General features: G+C 44.6%; 21 protein-coding genes and 1 CRISPR repeat array. Of the genes, 13 read left to right on the plus strand and 8 right to left on the minus strand.

What is annotated here, in order from left to right; all coding sequences use genetic code 11:
- Positions 1 to 156: 156 nt before the first annotated feature.
- The 4 genes from BM278_RS11555 to BM278_RS11570 all read left to right on the plus strand — a co-directional run bounded on the left by BM278_RS11555 (position 157) and on the right by BM278_RS11570 (position 6033).
- Positions 157 to 1419, plus strand: a complete 1263-nt coding sequence (locus BM278_RS11555; protein WP_208601801.1) for an ABC transporter substrate-binding protein — start codon at positions 157 to 159, stop codon at positions 1417 to 1419.
- Positions 1420 to 1488: 69 nt separating this feature from the next.
- A complete protein-coding gene (locus tag BM278_RS11560; protein WP_090949869.1) occupies positions 1489 to 2454 on the plus strand; it encodes a carbohydrate ABC transporter permease in 966 nt (321 codons plus the stop codon).
- The gene (locus tag BM278_RS11565) at positions 2454 to 3275 is read left to right on the plus strand and encodes a carbohydrate ABC transporter permease (protein WP_090949871.1); all 822 of its coding nucleotides are present in this window, start codon (positions 2454 to 2456) and stop codon (positions 3273 to 3275) included. The genes BM278_RS11560 and BM278_RS11565 overlap by 1 nt, the downstream gene beginning before the upstream one ends.
- 343 nt (positions 3276 to 3618) lie before the next feature.
- A CRISPR array of direct repeats spans positions 3619 to 4926; the repeat unit is 30 nt; unit sequence GTTTGTATCTTACCTATAAGGACTTGAAAC.
- 231 nt (positions 4927 to 5157) lie between these two features.
- A complete protein-coding gene (locus BM278_RS11570; RefSeq protein WP_090949872.1) occupies positions 5158 to 6033 on the plus strand; it encodes an ROK family protein in 876 nt (291 codons plus the stop codon).
- Between the two features lie 78 nt (positions 6034 to 6111).
- Here the strand turns inward: BM278_RS11570 and BM278_RS11575 are convergent, their stop codons facing one another.
- Positions 6112 to 6363, minus strand: a complete 252-nt coding sequence (locus BM278_RS11575; protein WP_090949874.1) for a hypothetical protein — start codon at positions 6361 to 6363, stop codon at positions 6112 to 6114.
- Positions 6354 to 6914 carry a DUF3990 domain-containing protein gene (locus BM278_RS11580; RefSeq protein WP_167359631.1) on the minus strand — a complete coding sequence of 187 codons (561 nt, stop codon included), beginning with the start codon at positions 6912 to 6914 and terminating at the stop codon, positions 6354 to 6356. The genes BM278_RS11575 and BM278_RS11580 overlap by 10 nt, the downstream gene beginning before the upstream one ends.
- 251 nt (positions 6915 to 7165) lie before the next feature.
- Between BM278_RS11580 and BM278_RS18800 the strand changes: the two genes are divergently transcribed.
- Genes BM278_RS18800 through BM278_RS11590 form a run of 3 tightly spaced genes read left to right on the plus strand, consistent with a single transcriptional unit; the run spans position 7166 to position 9877 of the window.
- Positions 7166 to 7309 (plus strand): hypothetical protein, encoded by a 144-nt coding sequence (locus tag BM278_RS18800; protein WP_167359632.1) that lies wholly within the window; start codon positions 7166 to 7168, stop codon positions 7307 to 7309.
- Positions 7310 to 7328: 19 nt separating this feature from the next.
- The gene (locus BM278_RS11585) at positions 7329 to 8261 is read left to right on the plus strand and encodes a TetR/AcrR family transcriptional regulator (RefSeq protein WP_090949878.1); all 933 of its coding nucleotides are present in this window, start codon (positions 7329 to 7331) and stop codon (positions 8259 to 8261) included.
- A gap of 11 nt (positions 8262 to 8272) precedes the next feature.
- Positions 8273 to 9877, plus strand: coding sequence for an MDR family MFS transporter (locus BM278_RS11590; protein WP_090949902.1), 1605 nt, complete (start codon positions 8273 to 8275; stop codon positions 9875 to 9877).
- 133 nt (positions 9878 to 10010) lie between these two features.
- Here the strand turns inward: BM278_RS11590 and BM278_RS11595 are convergent, their stop codons facing one another.
- From BM278_RS11595 to BM278_RS11605, 3 genes are all read right to left on the minus strand, one after another.
- A complete protein-coding gene (locus BM278_RS11595) occupies positions 10011 to 10346 on the minus strand; it encodes a DUF779 domain-containing protein (RefSeq protein ID WP_090949879.1) in 336 nt (111 codons plus the stop codon).
- Between the two features lie 63 nt (positions 10347 to 10409).
- Positions 10410 to 11930: an aldehyde dehydrogenase gene (gene adh / locus BM278_RS11600; RefSeq protein WP_090949881.1), complete on the minus strand. Its 1521-nt coding sequence runs from the start codon at positions 11928 to 11930 to the stop codon at positions 10410 to 10412.
- A gap of 159 nt (positions 11931 to 12089) precedes the next feature.
- The gene (locus tag BM278_RS11605; RefSeq protein ID WP_090949884.1) at positions 12090 to 12659 is read right to left on the minus strand and encodes a hypothetical protein; all 570 of its coding nucleotides are present in this window, start codon (positions 12657 to 12659) and stop codon (positions 12090 to 12092) included.
- Positions 12660 to 12806: 147 nt separating this feature from the next.
- On the opposite strand from BM278_RS11605, the gene BM278_RS11610 reads away from it, so the two are divergent.
- The 4 genes from BM278_RS11610 (at position 12807) to BM278_RS11625 (ending at position 16710) form a co-directional block, all read left to right on the plus strand.
- On the plus strand, positions 12807 to 13262 hold the full coding sequence (locus BM278_RS11610) for a DUF1284 domain-containing protein (protein WP_090949886.1): 456 nt from the start codon (positions 12807 to 12809) through the stop codon (positions 13260 to 13262).
- A 257-nt stretch (positions 13263 to 13519) separates the two neighbouring features.
- Entirely contained in the window at positions 13520 to 14896 is a 1377-nt protein-coding gene (locus BM278_RS11615) for an aspartate kinase (RefSeq protein ID WP_090949888.1), read from the plus strand.
- 235 nt (positions 14897 to 15131) lie between these two features.
- The gene (locus BM278_RS11620; protein WP_090949889.1) at positions 15132 to 16097 is read left to right on the plus strand and encodes a processed acidic surface protein; all 966 of its coding nucleotides are present in this window, start codon (positions 15132 to 15134) and stop codon (positions 16095 to 16097) included.
- A 4-nt stretch (positions 16098 to 16101) separates the two neighbouring features.
- Positions 16102 to 16710: a class D sortase gene (locus BM278_RS11625; protein ID WP_090949892.1), complete on the plus strand. Its 609-nt coding sequence runs from the start codon at positions 16102 to 16104 to the stop codon at positions 16708 to 16710.
- Positions 16711 to 16720: 10 nt separating this feature from the next.
- On the opposite strand, the gene BM278_RS11630 is transcribed toward BM278_RS11625, so the two are convergent.
- Positions 16721 to 17182, minus strand: a complete 462-nt coding sequence (locus BM278_RS11630; protein WP_090949894.1) for a YwpF-like family protein — start codon at positions 17180 to 17182, stop codon at positions 16721 to 16723.
- A 311-nt stretch (positions 17183 to 17493) separates the two neighbouring features.
- Here BM278_RS11630 and ssb point away from each other — a divergent pair, with 311 nt between their 5' ends.
- Positions 17494 to 17838 carry a single-stranded DNA-binding protein gene (ssb, locus tag BM278_RS11635; protein ID WP_090949903.1) on the plus strand — a complete coding sequence of 115 codons (345 nt, stop codon included), beginning with the start codon at positions 17494 to 17496 and terminating at the stop codon, positions 17836 to 17838.
- A 196-nt stretch (positions 17839 to 18034) separates the two neighbouring features.
- Here ssb and BM278_RS11640 read toward each other — a convergent pair whose 3' ends face one another.
- Positions 18035 to 18445, minus strand: a complete 411-nt coding sequence (locus tag BM278_RS11640; protein ID WP_208601800.1) for a helix-turn-helix domain-containing protein — start codon at positions 18443 to 18445, stop codon at positions 18035 to 18037.
- A 204-nt stretch (positions 18446 to 18649) separates the two neighbouring features.
- Between BM278_RS11640 and BM278_RS11645 the strand changes: the two genes are divergently transcribed.
- Complete coding sequence (locus tag BM278_RS11645; protein WP_090949897.1) at positions 18650 to 19150, plus strand: hypothetical protein; 501 nt, start codon at positions 18650 to 18652, stop codon at positions 19148 to 19150.
- Between the two features lie 403 nt (positions 19151 to 19553).
- Here the strand turns inward: BM278_RS11645 and BM278_RS11650 are convergent.
- The coding region (locus BM278_RS11650; protein ID WP_143093441.1) for a transposase at positions 19554 to 19890 on the minus strand (337 nt) is incomplete at its 5' end.

Here is a 19890-nt window from a genome sequence, read left to right on the forward strand (position 1 = left end):
TGTGCAAAAAAGTGAAGAACATCGCAAAAAAGTGCAGAGATTTGTTGTCTGAAACGGTGAAAAAACGTGTTACATTCATTGTTGAAAGGGTTTTCAAATATATAAAAAGGGGAGGATAGCGTGAAGAAAAAACGATTATGGTTGTCCTTCGCATTAATGTTCAGCTTAGCGTTAGCTGGTTGTAATTCCAATTCTGCATCCAACAATAGCAATAAAGAAGATCAAGGCGGAAGCAAAGGACACGAAAAGCTTGAAATATTTAGCTGGTGGACTGGAGCCGGGGAAGAAGATGGATTGAAAGCATTAATTAAGTTGTTTCAAGAAAAATATCCAGATATACCAGTAGAAAATGCAGCCGTAGCAGGCGGTGCCGGAACGAATGCGAAAGCGGTGTTGGCGAGCCGCATGCAAGGAAACGACCCTCCTGCGACGTTCCAAGTGCACGGCGGCGCGGAGTTGAATGAAGGATGGGTAGCTGCTGGTAAAATGGAGCCGTTAAACGATTTGTATGAAAAAGAAGGTTGGATGGATAAGTTTCCAAAATCGCTTATCGACATGGTCAGTAAAGATGGAAAGATTTATTCCGTTCCTGTAAATATTCATCGTAGCAACGTGCTTTGGTATAACAAAAAAATCTTTGCGGAAAATGGTCTCGAGCCGCCAAAAACGTTCGATGAGTTTTTCCAAGTTGCCGAAAAGCTGAAAGCGAAAGGCATTACTCCGCTTGCGTTAGGGGATAAAGAACCTTGGACAGCGACACATTTGTTTGAAAACGTGCTATTGGGTACATTAGGTGCGGAAGATTACAAGAAACTTTGGACAGGGGAACTGTCGTTTGACGATCCGAAAGTAAAAGAAGCGGTGAACACGTTTAAGAAAATGTTGGATTATATAAACGAAGATCATAGTTCGCGCAACTGGCAAGATGCCGCTCAGTTAGTAGGAAAAGGAGAAGCGGCAATGTATGTGATGGGGGATTGGGTCAAAGGCTATTTTGTGAACGATTTGAAATTAAAAGTCAATGAGGACTTTGGGTATGTTCCTGCGCCGAATACAGAAGGAAAATTTATGGTGATCACAGATACGTTTGGCTTGCCAAAAGGTGTAAAAAATCCAGAAGATGTGAAGAAATTTTTATCCGTACTTGGTTCTGTAGAGGGGCAAGATACGTTTAACCCTCTCAAAGGTTCGATTCCGGCTCGTATTGACGCGGATCTATCGAAATATGATGAATATGGAAAACAAACGATTCAGGACTTTAAATCGGCAGAACTTACTCCAAGCTTAGCACATGGATCCGCAGCGTCGGAAGGTTTTGTGACAAAAGTAAACCAAGCGGTTAATATTTTCGTGACGCAGAAAGATACGAAAACGTTTATTAATACACTTGTATCAGCTGCGTCAGAATTAAAGAAATAAATAAAACAGGAAAAGGGGGACGGGAACCATTCTCTTCCCCTTTTCTTGTTACAACAGGAGGGATGGAATATGAAAACGGTAGTATCGGAAAGAGATGTTACAGTTGTGCCAGCGGTGCGAAAAAAACGGAAATGGACGGCGGATCATTGGCTTGCGGCCGCGTTTCTCACGCCGTCGGTTGTGCTTATTTTCATTTTCGTGTATGGATTTATTGGATGGACGGGATATGTTTCTCTCAGCAACTGGAATTCGCTTGTCCCGGATTTATCGTTTGCGGGATGGAAAAACTACATCTATTTATTTCATGATTTTCGCTTTCAAGCTGATTTACGCAACACGGTTGTCTTTACGGTCTTGTTCATCGGTGTCGTGGTTGTGCTTGGGCAATTTTTAGCGATTTTGCTGGATCAAAAGCTGCGCGGAGAATCGATTTTCCGAAACATTTTCTTTTTCCCAATGGCGTTATCGTTTGTTGTGACAGGGGTCATTTGGCAATGGTTATTAAATCCGTCCACAGGTGTCAACTTGTTTTTAAAAAAGTTCGGCTTGGATTCAAAGTGGTATACAGATACAACGATTTTAGGAGGCTTCCACATAGGAAAAATTGAGGGCGGAGTGCCGGTGGCGATGATTGCGGTGGTGATTGCCGCCGTATGGCAAATGACAGGATTTGCGGTAGCGATGTATTTGGCGGGATTGAGAGCGATTCCGGAAGAGGTGCGAGAGGCAGCGCGCATGGATGGCGCGACGGAATTCCAAATTTACCGCAAAATTATCATCCCGATGCTGCGGCCGATTACAGTTAGTGTGATTATCATTATGGCCCATATTTCACTGAAAATTTTTGACCTTATTTATGCCATGACCGGCCCTGGAGCAAACTTTGTAACCGATGTGCCGGGAGTATATATGTTTGAAACGACATTCCGCGGCAACTATTACGCAAACGGGGCGGCGATCGCGATGATCATGCTGCTTTCTGTCGCCATTTTTATCGTTCCGTACCTGATTTCAAGCAGAAAGGGTGAATCATGATGAAACGACGGGCATGGTCGCGGGCGATTTTGTATATCGTTTGTATCATGATGTGTTTATTTTTCTTAATGCCGGTATATGTGATGCTCGTGACAAGCGTCAAACCGCTGGATGAAGTGACGCTTTCGGATATGTGGAAGCTTCCAACCACCTTTGATTGGAGCAGCTATCAGACAGCGTTTGCGAAATTGGCGCCGAACTTTTTGAACTCTATTTATCTCGTTGTTCCTGCAACGTTACTCTCGGCGCTGTTAGGAGCATTGAATGGCTACGTATTATCGAAATGGAAATTCAAAGGTGCTGATACAATTTTTACTCTGATTTTGTTTGGTATGTTTATCCCTTATCAAAGTATTTTAATTCCGCTTATTCAGTTTTTGCGGGAAATTGGTTTGTACAATACGATTCCGGGATTGATTTTTGTCCATGTAGTATATGGAATTCCGATCACGACATTGATGTTTCGCAATTTTTACGCGGCGATTCCAGATGAAATGATTGAATCGGCGAAAATCGATGGCGCCGGGTTTTTGCGGATTTTCCGCTATATTATGCTCCCGCTGTCGATTACCGGGTTTGTCGTTGTAGCGATTTGGCAGTTTACAAATATATGGAATGAATTTTTATTTGCAGTAACGATTACGACTTCCGCCCAGCAACCAATTATGGTCGCTCTGCAAAACTTGTCTGGCAGCCAAATCGTACAATGGAACGTGCAAATGGCGGGAGCGCTGCTTGCTGCTTTGCCAACATTGCTTGTATACATTTTTCTAGGCAAGTATTTTGTTCGCGGTTTATTGGCTGGCTCGGTGAAGGGGTAAATAATGTATTGCTGCCAGAATGTTTGTATGAGGGGGATCTGTTCTTTTTTAGAGAAATACCCGATGTTCTGTTTCAAAATTATCGGCCTAAGCCTTTTTTAGAAACTGATGGGGTACCGACTATTCGATAATGCCAAAACATCCTTCAGCAAGAACTTCCATGTTGCTGTCCGTTTGTCGTCGATCTCCAATACTGCAAAAATCTCTGGGGATCGACGACAATTCCTTTTCTGCCTCTATCCTTACAGCCATCACCAATCCGCGCTATTGACGCAATTTTCAAAATCGCTTATACTGGACTTGCCATGTTTTGAAAAGTATTAATATATCAACGTCTTTTTGGGTTTGTATCTTACCTATAAGGACTTGAAACATGATAAAAGCGCGGGCGTATAGACAGAAAGAGCGCGCGTTTGTATCTTACCTATAAGGACTTGAAACAACTGCTCAAACAAAACAAGGACTTTGCAGGGGCATGTTTGTATCTTACCTATAAGGACTTGAAACTCCGTTTCGGAAGTTACATCGGAGGTTATTCAAAAGTTTGTATCTTACCTATAAGGACTTGAAACTTGATTGCCATCTATTATCATCCTCCTTGTTTGCTCAAAAGTTTGTATCTTACCTATAAGGACTTGAAACTCCAAGCTGTTGTCGATGCGGTACACGATACGGATTGTTTGTATCTTACCTATAAGGACTTGAAACTTCCGAAGCTTTCGATTAAGCTCCATAAATTCGAAGTTTGTATCTTACCTATAAGGACTTGAAACTTGAACATGTCGTAAATAAGCCCTTCTGCAAGCACCCGTTTGTATCTTACCTATAAGGACTTGAAACAGTAAAATCGGCGTCAAAACACGCATTCCTAAATGGCAACGTTTGTATCTTACCTATAAGGACTTGAAACCCGGCCGAATGGACGCGGAGCCGATCGGAGAAACGAGGGTTTGTATCTTACCTATAAGGACTTGAAACACACAAACGCCGCCGCCGCTAGACGGAAGCGACGCAGCAGCGTTTGTATCTTACCTATAAGGACTTGAAACGAAGCAGCGGAGCGAGAACGGCAAATGATGGACCGAGTTTGTATCTTACCTATAAGGACTTGAAACTGAGAATGGCTTAGTCCGCGTCCGCCAAGCTCTCACTTAGTTTGTATCTTACCTATAAGGACTTGAAACTTTAGTTCTTTATTATTTAGTAGTTGCGGATTTTCCATGTTTGTATCTTACCTATAAGGACTTGAAACTTGACCCATATAACAAAAGGAGATACCCAAACGCTCATAGTTTGTATCTTACCTATAAGGACTTGAAACAAGAGCATGGCAGGAAAAGCGATGAGCGGCGTTAGAGTTTGTATCTTACCTATAAGGACTTGAAACTACAACAAATAATCAAAAAGGAACAGTTGCTATTGAAGTTTGTATCTTACCTATAAGGACTTGAAACTTCCGAATGTACGGAAAAAGGTGGCGATGGTAGCGGTTTGTATCTTACCTATAAGGACTTGAAATTTTGATTATGTTACTGGCTTTTTAGCAAGTGCTGTGGGTTTGTATCTTACCTATAAGGAATTGAAACTCATGTCGGATTTGAATTTCTACCACTTGCCCTTTGTTTGTATCTTACCTATAAGGAACCGAAACACTGCCGATGAAAGCGTCTATACTTGGGAAAGTATCGTTTGTACCTTGTCTGTAAGGAATTGGGATTTTGTCAATCTCCATCCTTTCTTTTTTTGCGTGTTTTTATCGTGCCGATTGAAAAACGGATCAATATAAAAACCCGCTGATTTTCAATGGTTTTTACCCGCTTGTCCGCCAATTTTGTGATACAATGAAGGCGGAAATCATAGAGACGAAAGCGGGGAGAAATTCGTGTATCTTGGGGCGATTGAAGCAGGTGGTACGAAATTTGTATGCGCTGTTGGGGATCGCGATGGAAAAATAAAAGAGAGAGTGACGTTCCCAACGACAGAACCGGAAGAAACGATGCGCCATGTCGTCGATTTTTTTAGGCAGTATGAATTAGAAGCGATTGGCATCGGTTCGTTCGGTCCGATTGATTTGCGTCCTGACAGCGCGACGTATGGCTATATTACGAGCACGCCGAAACAAAAATGGGCGAATTTTAACTTTGTCGGCGAAATGAAACGGCATTTTCGTGTGCCGATTGGCTTTGACACGGATGTGAATGCGGCTGCGCTCGGCGAACGGCGCTGGGGTGCCGCGAAAGGGTTGAAAAGCTGCATTTATATTACGGTCGGGACGGGAATCGGCGTCGGGGCAATCGTTGAAGGAAAATTGTTGCATGGCCTCATGCATCCGGAAATGGGGCATATTCTTATCCGCCGTCATCCGGAAGATACGTTTGCCGGTGTCTGCCCATATCATGGAGATTGTTTGGAAGGGATGGCATCCGGTCCAGCGATTGAAAAACGCTGGGGGAAAAAGGGGGCGGATCTGGCTGATCGCGCGGAAGTGTGGGAGTTGGAAGCATTTTATTTGGCGCAGGCAATTGCTAATTATATCTTTATTTTATCGCCGGAAAAAGTTATTATCGGCGGTGGCGTCATGAAGCAAGAACAGCTGTTGCCAAGCATCCGCCGCAACGTTCAGAAGCTGTTGAACGGGTACATTCAGCACGAAGCGATGTTGCGCGATATTGACCGATATATTGTGCTTCCGGGCCTTGGCGATAATGCAGGCGTTTGCGGAGCGCTTGCCCTCGCTGAACAGGCGCTAGTGCAATGATTTACGGCCGCTTGTCTATCACAGGCGGTCTTTTTTATAAAAGAAAAAAGTAGGGCAATAGCCGCCTACCTCTTTTCATTAATGATGGTATAAATGTCTTTCCAGTGCTTCCGCTTCATCGCAGTCAGTTAGTATGCTTAAAGCCCAATGGTATGGGGAGTCATGGAATCCTGATGGATCTTGCATTAACGATTTCTTTACGTCTGATTGTTCGACTAAATGGATGGCTTCCGTTTCACTTTTTCCAAATTCCACAATTAATTCGCGAATGATATGCTGAATCATCACATCAATCTCTTTTTGAAGTTTTGCGCTATTGGCTATAGGCATGTGATCACCTCCAGAATCGTTAGATATTGCACAGCTCTGTAAGTCAAGACTGCTAATTGATTTTTATTTTCATATGCGTGTATATCATGATAATCCGCGGATTGCAAGCCGCCGTCCGCTACCGGTCCGTAAATCCAATCATAGTCATATTGCGGAAAAGGGAAATTGCTCTGCCTCTTCGTCCATACAAACTGTTTCCAAGCGTCGTTATCATGGCTGAAAATTTTATGTCTCAATTTTACCCAATTTTCTGTATCGTTAATCGCAAACTTGAGGACAGTCGGTTTAAAGGTTTTTCTCATTCCAAGAAAATCGCGAATTGCAATCCCATGTAACTCAAGCATTGGCTGAATAGGAATAGGCCTTTCCGTTCTGTGTTTTGCCCATTCTTTGGCTTGGGGAAAATTTGTCGTTAAATAAAAACCAGTTCCAAAATCTGCGCTGCCTTTGCGTCTAGGAAATATCCTTATACCGTGTTTGATAATGATATCGGCGTATAAACTGATCGTGCCGTGGTATAAGGGTAAATTAGAGTCGTAAGCGATATACACAACACAATAACCCCTTATTACAAAATTATAACATGGAATTATCGGGATCGAGAAATGTTTTTTGCTTTCGCCAAGCATGCTTGGCCCGATGATTTACTCAACGTTTGTGTACAACAGGAAATCTTTTTTATTTTTTGACTAATTGGTCATCATTTGTATATAACTATGTTATAAAATAAGTTGATAAATATATACCGATGTTTTATAATGTCTTTGACCATTTAGTCATATTATCGTTAGGGGCGAGTCCAATGAAAAAAGAAACAAATTACGAGCGAATTGTCCAATGGTTGCAACGGCGCGGCGTGCGCGCGGAAATTGCGAAACCGCGCATATCGTTGCCGTCGTATCGGCAATGCATTGAACCGGCTGTTTCGAAAAGCACTTCCTTATAGTTAATAGGAGATGACGACAATGACGGCAGACCGGAAAGTGCGCTTCATCGAGCTTGCGATGAAGCTGTTTGCGGAAAAAGGATACTATTCGACATCGATTCAAGATATTGTCGATGCGTGGGGAATTTCGAAAGGGGCGTTTTATCATCATTTTTCGTCAAAAGAAGACTTAATGCTTGCCATCATTCAGCACCATTTTGAAAAAATGATGGAGAGCATCACCGCCATTTCGCAGAATAGCGGTTCGGAAAAAGAGCGATTTATTCAGCAAATCGCCGCGCATTTTGCGAATATGCACGCGCATAAAGAATTTTTGCAAATGATGATGACGGAACAAATGCCAAAAATTAGCACTGATATTCATCATTATTTGTTGAAGCAGCAAGCTCGCATTTTTTCTTGGTATTGCGAGCGCCTCATCGAAGTATACGGAACAGAGGTAGAGCCGTATGTGTTTGATGTGGCGGCGATGCTAAGCGGCATGATTCGGCAATATATGTTTCATTTTTTTTGGCGGCCGAGCAAGCTTCATGCCGAAGAGTTGGCGCGTTTTCTCGTACGGCGCCTTGACGCGATCGTTGCGAGCTTTTCCCATGGCGAGGCGCCGATTTTAAACAAAGATATGTTAAAGCCGTTGATCGAAATGGAAGAAAAAGAGCGGCGCATATTGCAGGAAAAGATTAGTGACCATATTTCCCAGATGCAAAAAAAGATTTTATCGCTTTCGCTTGATCAAAAAATACAGCACGAACTTCATGCCGCCCTCGATACGCTGGAAGCGGAGTTAGTGAACAAAGAGTCGGCACCGCGAGAATACGTCGTGCAAGGGATTTTATTATATATCGAAAGCCAGCATATTCCGACGTTAATAGACGATTTAGCGGCATTAGCGGAGACTGTGCGGAAATATATGACAACGAATAGATGGGAGAGACGAAAGTGGAAAAAGTAAAGGAGTTAGAAATGCAACCAGGCACCATTCGACATCGAAAAATATTAATTATTGGCTTAATGATTGCCATGCTTTTTGGAGCGTTGGACGGAACGATCGTTGGAACGGCGATGCCGCGCATCGTTGGGGAGCTGCGCGGGTTGAGTTTGATGACATGGCTGACGACCGCTTATATGCTCACTTCAACGACGGTAGTGCCGATTGCCGGGAAGCTTGCGGATTTGTTAGGAAGGCGAGTCGTTTATGTGGCGGGGCTCGTCATTTTTATGGTTGGTTCCGCTCTTTGCGGCATGGCCGATAATATGACAGGGCTCATCATTTACCGCGGGATGCAAGGGATCGGCGGCGGGATCATGATGCCGATGGCAATGATTGTCATCGGAGACGTGTTTACCGGCAAAGAGCGCGCGAAATGGCAAGGAATTTTTGGTGCGTTATACGGTCTTGCCTCTGTATTAGGCCCGCAAATCGGCGGCTTTATCGTCGATCATTTGAATTGGCGTTGGGTATTTTACATTAACCTTCCTGTCGGGATTTTGGCAATGATTTTTATTGCGATGGGATTGAGCAAATATAAAGCCGAAGGACCGGTGAAGTTTGATCTTGCCGGCATGTTTACGATGACTGTCGGCGTTGTCAGCTTGCTTTTAGCGTTAACGTTTGGCGGGGATAAGTACGAATGGACGTCATGGCAAATCATCTCCTTGTTTGCGGTGGCGCTTGTTTTTTTAACGCTGTTTGTATTTGTAGAGATGAAAGCGGAAGAACCGATTTTGCCAATGCATTTATTTAAGCATCGCACTTTTACCGTGCTAAATGGAATTGGCTTTTTAATGAGCGTCGGCATGTTTGGTGCGATTATGTTTGTTCCGTTTTTTATGCAAGGAGTTGTCGGGGTAAGCGCGACCCAGTCCGGCACGATTATGACGCCGATGATGATTACGATGATTATCGGAAGCGTCATTGGCGGCCGCATCGTTTATAAAATTGGCGTAAAATCACAGATATTCATTGGTATGATCGTTATGGCGGCAGGGTTTGGTTTATTAAGCACGATGGATGTGGATACGTCCAAATTCACCGCCACGTTGTACATGATTGTCCTAGGGCTTGGAATCGGATTAGTGATGCCAATTTTAACGCTCGCTTTGCAAGAGAGTTTTCCAAAGTCTGAACTTGGCGTCGTCACTTCTTCGAGCCAGTTTTTCCGTTCGATCGGCGGGACGTTCGGGATGACGATTTTAGGAGCGGTGATGAACCATCGGTCAAGCCAGCTGCTTGACGATCGCCTTATGCCGATGCTTCAGTCGCTTCCGGCACAAGCAAAAGGAATGGTCGACAAGTTTTCACATATGATTCATGATGATCCGCAAGGGCTTTATTCGCTTTTGCTTAGCCCAGAAGCGCTCGCGAAAATTCCGCCGCAAATGCGGGAGGCATTTGTGCCGATTTTAAAACAGTCGCTCGTCGATTCGCTTCATTCCGTATTCCTGTTTGGGCTTATTTTTGTCATCGGTGGAACGTTGCTCGTATTTGGGCTGAAGAAAATTAAGCTGTCTGACAAACAACAGCCATTGCAAGAAATGGACAAAAGCGAAGAACTGCCGCAGAGCTAAGACTCCGCGGCTTTTTTTATAAGTGAGGCTGTCAGCGGATTTTCGAAAAGCTGAAAGGAAGGAAACGCCGCTTTTGCGATTGGCTGGCTCACTTTTTTTGCATATTTCCTTTCAATGTAACGGAAACAGTCAGCTAATCAAATACTTTCGAACGGGTGAGAAAGCGGACGCCTTCCGGGCCTTCTAAGGAAAACATGCCGCCGCGTCCGGGGACGACGTCGATAATTAGCTGCGTATGCTTCCAATATTCATATTGCGCTTTGGAAATGTAAAACGGGCAGCCGCCGATTTCGCCAAGCAGCACGTCGGAATCGCCGATGATTAGATCGCCTTGCGGGTAGCACATCGGTGAGCTGCCATCGCAGCACCCGCCCGATTGATGAAACATGAGCGGCCCGTATTTTACCTTTAGCTTTTCAATCAGTTCCAAAGCGGCTTCTGTCGCGATCACTTTCGGCTGATCACTCATCGTAAATCCCTCCTAAAAATGGATGGGCAGGAAAGGCAGCGTGAAACACACGCTGCCTGAAAATTAGAAGAGCCCGAGTTTTTTCGGAGAATAGCTGACGAGCAAGTTTTTCGTCTGTTGATAATGCTCAAGCATCATTTTATGCGTTTCACGGCCGAATCCGGATAACTTATAGCCTCCGAATGCCGCGTGCGCAGGGTACATGTGGTAGCAGTTCGTCCAGACGCGTCCCGCCTGAATGCCGCGCCCGACGCGATAAGCGGTATTAATGTCGCGCGTCCAGACGCCAGCGCCTAAGCCGTACAATGTTTCGTTGGCGATCTCCAACGCTTCGTCGATGTCTTTAAAGGTCGTGACGGAGACGACCGGACCGAAAATTTCTTCTTGGAAAATCCGCATTTTATTATGGCCTTTAAAGACGGTCGGTTTTACGTAATATCCGTCTTTTAAGTCTCCTTCCAGAATATTCCGTTCTCCGCCGATGAGCAATTCGGCCCCTTCTTGCTTGCCGATGTCAATGTACGATAATATTTTTTCCAATTGTTCCGAAGATGCTTGAGCGCCGATCATCGTTTCCGTGTCAAGCGGATTGCCTTGTTTGATTTGTTTCACGCGCTCTAGCGCACGCTCCATAAATTTTTCGTAAATCGATTCTTGAATGAGGGCGCGGGAAGGGCATGTGCATACTTCGCCTTGGTTTAACGCGAACAACGTAAAGCCTTCGAGCGCTTTATCAAAAAATTCGTCATCTTTTGCCGCTACGTCTTCGAAGAAAATATTTGGCGATTTTCCACCGAGTTCCAATGTTACTGGGATAATGTTTTGCGATGCGTATTGCATAATTAAACGCCCTGTTGTCGTTTCGCCGGTGAAGGCAATTTTAGCGATGCGGCTGCTTGAAGCGAGCGGTTTTCCGGCTTCCAAACCGAATCCGTTGACGATGTTGACGACACCTGGAGGGAGCAAATCTTCAATGAGTTCCATCAGCACGAGGATTGTAGTCGGCGTTTGTTCTGCAGGTTTTAGGACAACGCAGTTTCCCGCGGCCAATGCCGGAGCGAGCTTCCAAGCCGCCATTAAAAGCGGGAAGTTCCATGGGATGATTTGCCCGACAACCCCAAGCGGCTCTTTAAAGTGATAGGCGACTGTATCGTGGTCGATTTCCGCTAGCGTGCCTTCTTCGGCGCGGATGCAGCTGGCGAAATAGCGGAAATGATCGATGGCAAGCGGGATGTCTGCATTCAACGTTTCGCGAATCGGCTTGCCGTTTTCCCACGTTTCCGCGACGGCGAGCATTTCCAAATTTTCTTCCATGCGGTCGGCGATTTTGTTAAGGATTCGTGCGCGTTCAGCAGGGGAAGTGCGGCCCCACGCGTCTTTCGCGGCATGGGCGGCGTCTAACGCTAACTCGATGTCCGCTGCTTTGGAACGCGGCACTTCACAATAAGGTTTTCCAGTGACCGGAGAAATGTTTTCAAAATACTCGCCATCGACCGGCGGGACCCATTTGCCACCAATGAAATTTTCATAACGTTTTTTGAAAGTGATGAGCGAACCAGGCTGTCCAGGTTGAGCGTAAATCATCCAAATTCCCCCTCTGCATTTTTGGATACGCTTACAAAAAGCGTATATGCATCAATGGAGTGAAAATTTCCTCCCAATCATTAAATTATCATTATATGGGAATTTTGTCAAAGAAAATTTAGAATTATTTAAAAATATATAAAAATGAAAATTGCGAATCTAGTAATGCAGTTCAAGCCCTTCTAGCAACCGGCTCGCATATACGCTGCTTAAATGATGGAACGCTTCGAGCACATCGCTTGGATCCGCGGCAAAAAATTGCTTCGCGGCGTTTTGGTTGTCTTCATGAATGAATTGAAAGAGAAAATCTGTTTTCATGCGATTGACGATTAAAAGCGCGCAATACGAACGTTCAAGCTGTTTTTTGCGTTCCGTTTCATCATGAATTTGTTCGAAATGCGCTTTATAGCGAGAAATCAGTTCGGATATATGTTCGCGAATTCGCGCTTGCGCTTCGTTCATCATTTCTTCGACCGCTGCGGAAGAAAGAAAGGATCGTTCTTGCAGCATCGTTCCGAACACTTGTTGTAAGGAATACGACGATTCTGTCGCAAACGCCACGTTGGCGATTAATCCGTGCATATATTCTTCCTCATCCGCTGATTCGATTCGCAATTTCATAATCATTTCAAGCACGTCGGAGTGAATTTTTTCTTTCGTCCAATGTGCGGTTAATTCATGAAAAAGTGCGGACAATGCACGGGCAACTTCTTCTTTTGTCATTTTCATCATCGACAGTTCCTTTCTCGATCATTGTTGTAATTTAAGAATGCCACGTCCGTTGATGATCCGTCAACGCTCGTTTCTGTTTCCGAGTTGTCCAATCGCGTTTCTTTCAGTTAAGATGGAACTAAAGAAAAGGGAAGGAGAAAAGCGATGAAGCCGCTGCGGTTGCGAGGCCACCATTTATTATGTGTCCATGGATTTCGCGGGATGGGATACAGCCCGTCGTTTGTCGAAAAAATGCGGGAAGTAGTGGCGAAAATTCGCGATGAAGAGCAAGATTTTCCGATTCAAGTCGTTGCCGCGCTCGACGATGCGTGCATGGCGTGTCCGCATTATGGGGAAACGGCGTGCCAAGCTGCCCCGGATTCGAACGACCATGTCCTCTCGATGGATCAAAAAGTGATCCGTCATTTAGGAATTGAAGAAGGCGGAGTTTATTTAAAATCGGAATTGGTACGGCGAACGGCGCAAAAGGTGCGCCCGGACGATTTAGACTACTTGTGTGCCAACTGTTCGTGGCTTCCGTACGGCGTATGTAAAGAAGGGATTGCGAATGTGCGAAACGGCAACGTCGCGCAAAAAGCGAAAGATGATAGCCGTCGTTGACGTTGGAAAGTTCGCGCAATTGGCGCCGTAGTGAGGTCAAGTCCTGAATTATTGTGTAAAGTTTTGCGCTCGGCCCAGCGAATGTAGGTTTTAGGAAAATCAAGCATTTTTTGTTTTTCTTTTTTCATAAATTACCATATTTCATTCCGCAGCGATATCGTTGTCAGAATTCCGCAAAAATAATGGCGCCATCCATGAAAAAGTGTGGTATGATAAACAAATATAAGAGATTTTTCAGAGAGAAAGGGTTATGGAACATGAAAGTAGCAAAATTTGGCGGAAGCTCAGTCGCAAGCGCCACGCAGTTTCGTAAAGTGGCTGATATCGTCAGCTCTGATGTGGAGCGCCGCATTATTGTCGTGTCAGCGCCCGGAAAGCGATTTAAAGATGATATAAAAATAACCGATATTCTTATTCAGTTGGCGCAAGCCGTTATAGACGGAAAAGTGTATGATGAAATTGTTCAGACGGTAATAACGCGATACGCGGAAATCGCCAAAGAACTCGAATTGCCAGCAGACGGGTTTTTGGCAGAGTTGGAACACGATTTGCGCTGGAAAATAAACGAATATCGAGATCATCCTAGCCGCTTGCTGGATGCGATCAAAGCGAGCGGGGAAGATCATAATGCTAGATTGATGGCGCTCTATTTGCAGGAGATAGGGTTGGAAGCAAGCTACGTCAACCCGCGGGAAGCGGGAATTGTCGTCACGGATGAACCGGGGAATGCACAAATTTTGCCGGAATCGTATGAAAAGCTGTATCATTTGCGGGAGCGGCGCGGCGTGTTAGTGATTCCAGGATTTTTTGGCTATTCGCAGGAAGGAAATATTGTCACATTCCCGCGCGGCGGTTCGGATATCACCGGATCGATTGTGGCAGCCGGGGTGAAAGCGGACGTATATGAAAACTTTACGGACGTCGACTCGATTTATTGCGTCAATCCTTCCATTGTCGAAAATCCGCGCCAGTTAAAAGAAATTACATACCGAGAAATGCGCGAACTTTCGTATTCCGGGTTTTCTGTGTTTCATGACGAAGCGCTGGAGCCGGTTTATAAAGCGGGCATTCCCGTTTGTGTGAAAAATACGAATAATCCTGCTGCTCCGGGCACTTGGATTGTCGCAAAACGCAACCATCTCGACGCGCCGATTGCCGGCATTGCCAGCGATACGGGATTTTGTAGCATCAACATCAGCAAATATTTAATGAACAGGGAAATCGGATTTGGTCGCAAACTGCTGCAAATTTTAGAGGATGAAGGAATTTCTTATGAACATATTCCTTCGGGAATTGACAACATGTCCGTGATTTTACGGGCAAGTCAATTAGAAGGTGGAAAAGAGCAGCGCATTTTAGACCGCATTCAAATGGAGTTGGAAGTCGACGAAGTTCATGTTGAGCATGGGCTTGCGCTGATCATGGTCGTCGGCGAAGGGATGGAGCGCACCGTCGGGATGGCGGCAAAGGCGACTACGGCGCTTGCGAAGGCAAACATTAACCTCGAAATGATCAACCAAGGTTCATCGGAAGTAAGCATGATGTTCGGCGTAAAAGAAGAAGTCGTAGTCGATGCGGTGCGCGCGCTCTATCAAGCATATTTTCAAGAGGCAGTCGTAGGCAATGAAGTTTAAGAAATACATAGGAGGCGGAACGAACAGCGGTCCATCGCTTTCGTGTCCGCCTCTTTTTATATGTTTTTTCATGTAAAGTTCCATTGTTTGCATCCGGTGAACTTGAGACAGCGGAAAACAGCATCGTTTTTGCCGTTTTTTACACAATTTTCAAAACTGCACTGTTTTCATACATAAGACATAGACGTTCGGAAAATACTACCAATGTATATCATTTTAGGAGGTGGGAAACGGCATGAAACGATTTTGCTTCGCCATCATCGCATGTTTCTTTTTTGCCATCGCCTGCGGCGTCGCGCCTGCATTTGCGCAAATCGAAAAGCGGGAGCTCGAGCAGTACATCGGCAGCATTGGCTGGACGATGGATGATTTACTAAACTATTTGGACGATTATCATATGACGGTTGCGGATTTTCAGACGATGGATGAACTAAAGCAATGGCTTGGCACACCGATTGCAGAAACAAATTTCCAGCAGTTACTCAAGCGCTATCAATTGACACAAGAAGAGTTGGAAGCGCTGCTTGGCCAGTTTGGCGAAACGGTGCAAGATTATACGTTCATTGAGGACTTGGATGCGGCTGTCGCTTTTTATTTGCGCCATAACGAACAGATGCAGCAAATTAATGATATGCTTGGAGCGATTGGCTTTACGGAAAAGGAAGCGAATCGTTTATTTGAACACGTCGCCTCGCTTCATCGGCAAAATTTGCCGCAGCAGCTGGAAGCGTTAGGCGCGCGCATGAAACCGTTTCTGCAAGTCGAAAACGCGGCGCTACTAACGAAGCAGCAACAACGGCAATTGCTTTCCATTTGGGAAGAGACGCTGTCTGCGCTAGAAATAAAACCGAAATTTTATTTGCAGGAAAACGGAAAAAAACAGGAAGTATCTTATCGACGCCTTTTGTCGCTAGATGCGCTTGGCGGAAGCGACTTGTTGATTGAACTGTACAATCAAAAAGGGGAATTGCTTTCCGACGTGCGATTATCAGAGGAGATGCTGACTTCGGGATACGTGTTTCGGGCTGGTGAAACATTTATCAATGCCAGCATGTTAGCAAGCGAAATGGAAGAAAAAATGCGCGGCGACAAAATGCCGGATACCGCTTCTCCGTACCTTGCCAATACGCTGCTCGGTTTTCTGCTTGCGTTGTTCGGCGCTTACGTGTTTTGGCGGGCAAAAAGAAAAGCGGCGGAGTGAGAACATGAGCGGGAACTGGAAAACCTATAAAACGTGGGGCGCCGTTTTTTGCATGACGGCAGGATTGATGACGGCGGTTTGGAACGGATATTCGTACTGGCTCGGCTACAATGCTGTAAAACCGTGGAAAGAGGAAAGAAAAACGCCGATTGCTCCGCGGACGGCTAGTTCGCAAGCGGCAGATATGGCTGCCAAGCCAAAAATTGGTGAGCAAATCGGAATATTATTGATTCCAAAGCTCGGCATTTCCATACCAATTTATCACGGCACGGAAAAGCGGCAATTGCGAAAAGGAATCGGCCACTACCCGAAAAGCGCTTTGCCCGGGGAACCGAACAACATGGTGCTGTCCGGTCATCGCGATACCGTATTTTGGCAATTGGGGCAAATCGGCGTTGGCGATAAATTGATCGTCGAAACAGCGATAAAGCAGTTTATCTATCGCGTGAAAAAAGTGCGCATCGTCGATGAAAACGACCGCACTGTCCTCGTGGAAAAGCCGCGTCCGACATTAACGGTGACGACATGTTATCCGTTCCGCTTTATTGGCAACGCGAAGCAGCGCTATGTTCTTGTTGCACAGCTTGTTTCTATCATAAAGAAAACGGGCTAGACGCATCGTTCTAGCCCTTTATAGTTGAATTCGCGTTTTTTTCTTCATTATTTTTGAAGCCGCGACGCTCGTTCAATTGTTGTCTAAATTCCTTCAATAACGCTTCTCCTTGCAACCCTTTTTCGACAAGGCTGGCGAGCACCACTTCCGCTAAGTCCGTTTTATTTCGAATTAACAAGCCATCCATCAGCACGCTAATATGGTCGTTCATTCTTGTGATGGAACGAACGGTCGCGATCATGTTGGCGGGATCGTTGCTTCGGTTGGTAATCGTTACTTGAAGACGGAATTCATCGTTTCTTTTTTGCAGCTCGGAAAAGATCGGCTCGTATTGTTTATCTAAATACGTCTCGATCAGCCAGTGGTTTTGTCCGTCTTCTTTATTAATAATAAGTCCGTCAATGAACGGAATTTCTTGCCGATGCAAATCGTCGTGAACGACGGAGAGCCCCACAAGCTTGAAGGTTTTCATTCCATCACCTCGTCAACATTGTCTTATGAAAATTATAGCACATTCTAATGACCGAGGGGAAATGGATAACGTGTCCGTTATCAAATAAGGAGATTGCATACCGTATCGATGTTGTAAACTGTCGTTTATTTTTGATTGAGGATATATAAAAATTGAATTTTCCTGTCGATTTTGTGCCGTTGATGCCGCATGTTGACGATATTGGTGAAAAAAACGGCACGCAAAAATTAAAAAATGGCGATTTTACGAGGAAAATAGAAGTCCATTATGATGAAGATGCACGGAAACGGAAGGAGGGATTGTGGCAAAACATGATCAACCAAGTCGTGCTCGTCGGCCGGCTGACAAAAGATCCGGAACTGCGATATACCGCCGATGGAGCAGCGGTCGCTAACATCACATTAGCGGTGACAAGAAATTTTCGCAACGCGGAAGGGGGAATTGACACCGATTTTGTTCAATGCACACTCTGGAGAAAAGTGGCGGAGAATACGGCGAATTATTGCCGAAAAGGTTCGATTATTGGCGTTATGGGACGAATTCAAACGAGAAATTATGAAAGGAAAGACGGACAGCGGGTGTTTGTGACAGAAGTGGTGGCCGAATCCGTGCGATTTATGGGCGGCAAAACGTATGAATGGATCGAACATTCATAGTTTTCCTCTATTATTCCTCATTTTTTTCCTCCCAACATTTTTCCCCGAAAGAAAGAGAGCGTGTTTCCTCGCAACATCCCCCAACTATCGCGCTAGCAAGAAACGTTAGCGCTTTTTTTCTGCAGACATGGCGATGTTTTCGCGAAAGCAAAAGCCGCGCAAAGCGGGAAAGCAGGCGAATCGGGAAAAGGGACGGTTATTTCATCGCATCGGAAAATTCCTTCACCAGCGTAACAATGATTGATTCCAAATGTTTTCGTTTTTTTGCTGGCAGTTGTGTCAACGAATAAATCGTTTCTTCCATATTCGGGTTTTGTTTGAAATAGTCGATGATGTCGAGCATTTTCTCATCAATGTGATCCGTTTGATACAAGAGGTTCATTTCCCGCAGCAGCTCTTCTTTCGTCGTATGCTTCCCGATTAAAAAATCGACGCTCACTTCGTAGAGATTGCTCAATTTTTCCAACGATTGCACGTCCGGGAGCAATTCTCCGTTTTCCCATTTGCTGATTTGCGAGCGCGATATATTGAGATGCTGCGCCAACTGTTCTTGCGTCCAGTTATGCTGCTTGCGCAAATATTTTAGTTTTTCTCCCAATTTCATCATTGTCTTCACCACAGCTCCAATAAATCAATTAATAACTTAAAGATAGAAGAGTGTGGAGAAGACTTTTGTTCTATTTATGAACATTTTTCAATTTGTTCATAAAAGGATCAAAACTTTTTCTTTTGTCAATGTTCGACTCCTTTTATATCATGCTACAATAAGCAAAAAATGGATAAATATTTACTATAATTAGGAAAAAGAGGGATGATGGTGAATATTTATCTCGCGGATTTAATTGTGAGTGAACGAAAAGGATTAAAGCGAAATAAGAGGACATATAGAGTATTTGTAAAAGAAACGCGAAATCCGTTTTCAATCAGATTGAAAACGATTGCACCGACAAATTTTACCGATTCATTGCGGTTTTTAAAAAGCGAGGAGAAACATAGTCATTCTTTAGGGGAAGAAATATGGTTCCGCACGATTACGTGCGATAGCGACGCCCAGCTATATTTTGTATTTAAGTCTATCAATCAAGTATATATGTTTATCGTAAAGCTCGACTTGCAAAAGCGAAAATTTGAAATTTCCCTCTATGAGTGGAACAAGCTTCAGCAAAAATATCTCCGCCTTCGTACAAACGAGCTGCTGACAATCGAAAAACAGCTTATTTATTACATTTTGCAGTCGTTTTATATTTTTGAAAACAAGCGGATCTCGTACTTGTTTATGTGTCCGGCAAGAAAAAATTATAAAAGGTTGTGATCACTACATTATTCCCTCGAATGTGTTCCTCTTTTTCCATTTTCCTGTTGTTGCTTGCGTATGTTCTTCGATCGAGCAGGGCGCGCCGCCTAGATGTGTAAGTCGAGACTTGCCGACTGCGCCACAATATTGCATGCGGCGCGCCGGAACTAATTCTCCCGATGTTCGATCGCAGTAAGTGAAGTTCCAGAAATGGTGTAAAAGTAAATGGTATAATCCAAGTTCATTGAACTGTGATGGAAGTTTTACATAATAATTAGGAAGTGATCGGCAGCGAGCGTCGCTGCTTTTTTGGGACTATTTTTACATAACAAAAAATAATACAAAATACTCTTTTTGCGGGAAAGCAAGTTTCAGTATACTAAAATAAAATAAAAAGAATACCCGTGGTGCTAGTTGAGCGTCAGCGCTCAACCAGCCCTAGTGTGACCAAGGAATAAGCCAACAAGATGCCATCGAGTGCCACTTCAAACCCGGCAATGGAATTCGCTCGAATGTCGGTGATCCGGTATTGGTCTACGAGAATCGAAAACACCGTCTCGATGACTTTGCGTTTTTTCCTGATCCATTCTTCCCATGCCTTGGATGGGCCGTGCTTTTGATTGTGTCGAGACGGTGTCCAGAACGCGGCTTGGTGTTCTTCGTACAGCTTTTCTCGAAGAGCGTGGCTGATGTACCCTTTGTCCCCAAAGTTGTAGGGATGAGGGATTTGAGTCATCACCGTTTCAGCGGCTTTGACG

The sequence above is a fragment of the Parageobacillus thermantarcticus genome (assembly GCF_900111865.1).
In the GTDB taxonomy this organism is placed as follows: Bacteria; Bacillota; Bacilli; order Bacillales; family Anoxybacillaceae; genus Parageobacillus; species Parageobacillus thermantarcticus.

Bases quoted from the DNA above. Each gene is read 5' to 3' on its own strand.
- BM278_RS11555 (WP_208601801.1), top strand. From the start codon at position 157: ATGTTCAGCTTAGCGTTAGCTGGTTGTAATTCCAATTCTGCATCCAAC.
- BM278_RS11590 (WP_090949902.1), top strand. From the start codon at position 8,273: ATGCAACCAGGCACCATTCGACATCGAAAAATATTAATTATTGGCTTA.
- BM278_RS11620 (WP_090949889.1), top strand. From the start codon at position 15,132: ATGAAACGATTTTGCTTCGCCATCATCGCATGTTTCTTTTTTGCCATC.
- BM278_RS11560 (WP_090949869.1), top strand. From the start codon at position 1,489: ATGAAAACGGTAGTATCGGAAAGAGATGTTACAGTTGTGCCAGCGGTG.
- BM278_RS18800 (WP_167359632.1), top strand. From the start codon at position 7,166: ATGAAAAAAGAAACAAATTACGAGCGAATTGTCCAATGGTTGCAACGG.
- BM278_RS11605 (WP_090949884.1), bottom strand. From the start codon at position 12,659: ATGAAAATGACAAAAGAAGAAGTTGCCCGTGCATTGTCCGCACTTTTT.
- adh (WP_090949881.1), bottom strand. From the start codon at position 11,930: ATGATTTACGCTCAACCTGGACAGCCTGGTTCGCTCATCACTTTCAAA.
- BM278_RS11610 (WP_090949886.1), top strand. From the start codon at position 12,807: ATGAAGCCGCTGCGGTTGCGAGGCCACCATTTATTATGTGTCCATGGA.
- BM278_RS11585 (WP_090949878.1), top strand. From the start codon at position 7,329: ATGACGGCAGACCGGAAAGTGCGCTTCATCGAGCTTGCGATGAAGCTG.
- BM278_RS11575 (WP_090949874.1), bottom strand. From the start codon at position 6,363: ATGCCTATAGCCAATAGCGCAAAACTTCAAAAAGAGATTGATGTGATG.
- BM278_RS11565 (WP_090949871.1), top strand. From the start codon at position 2,454: ATGAAACGACGGGCATGGTCGCGGGCGATTTTGTATATCGTTTGTATC.
- BM278_RS11615 (WP_090949888.1), top strand. From the start codon at position 13,520: ATGAAAGTAGCAAAATTTGGCGGAAGCTCAGTCGCAAGCGCCACGCAG.
- BM278_RS11625 (WP_090949892.1), top strand. From the start codon at position 16,102: ATGAGCGGGAACTGGAAAACCTATAAAACGTGGGGCGCCGTTTTTTGC.
- ssb (WP_090949903.1), top strand. From the start codon at position 17,494: ATGATCAACCAAGTCGTGCTCGTCGGCCGGCTGACAAAAGATCCGGAA.
- BM278_RS11595 (WP_090949879.1), bottom strand. From the start codon at position 10,346: ATGAGTGATCAGCCGAAAGTGATCGCGACAGAAGCCGCTTTGGAACTG.
- BM278_RS11645 (WP_090949897.1), top strand. From the start codon at position 18,650: ATGATGGTGAATATTTATCTCGCGGATTTAATTGTGAGTGAACGAAAA.
- BM278_RS11630 (WP_090949894.1), bottom strand. From the start codon at position 17,182: ATGAAAACCTTCAAGCTTGTGGGGCTCTCCGTCGTTCACGACGATTTG.
- BM278_RS11640 (WP_208601800.1), bottom strand. From the start codon at position 18,445: ATGATGAAATTGGGAGAAAAACTAAAATATTTGCGCAAGCAGCATAAC.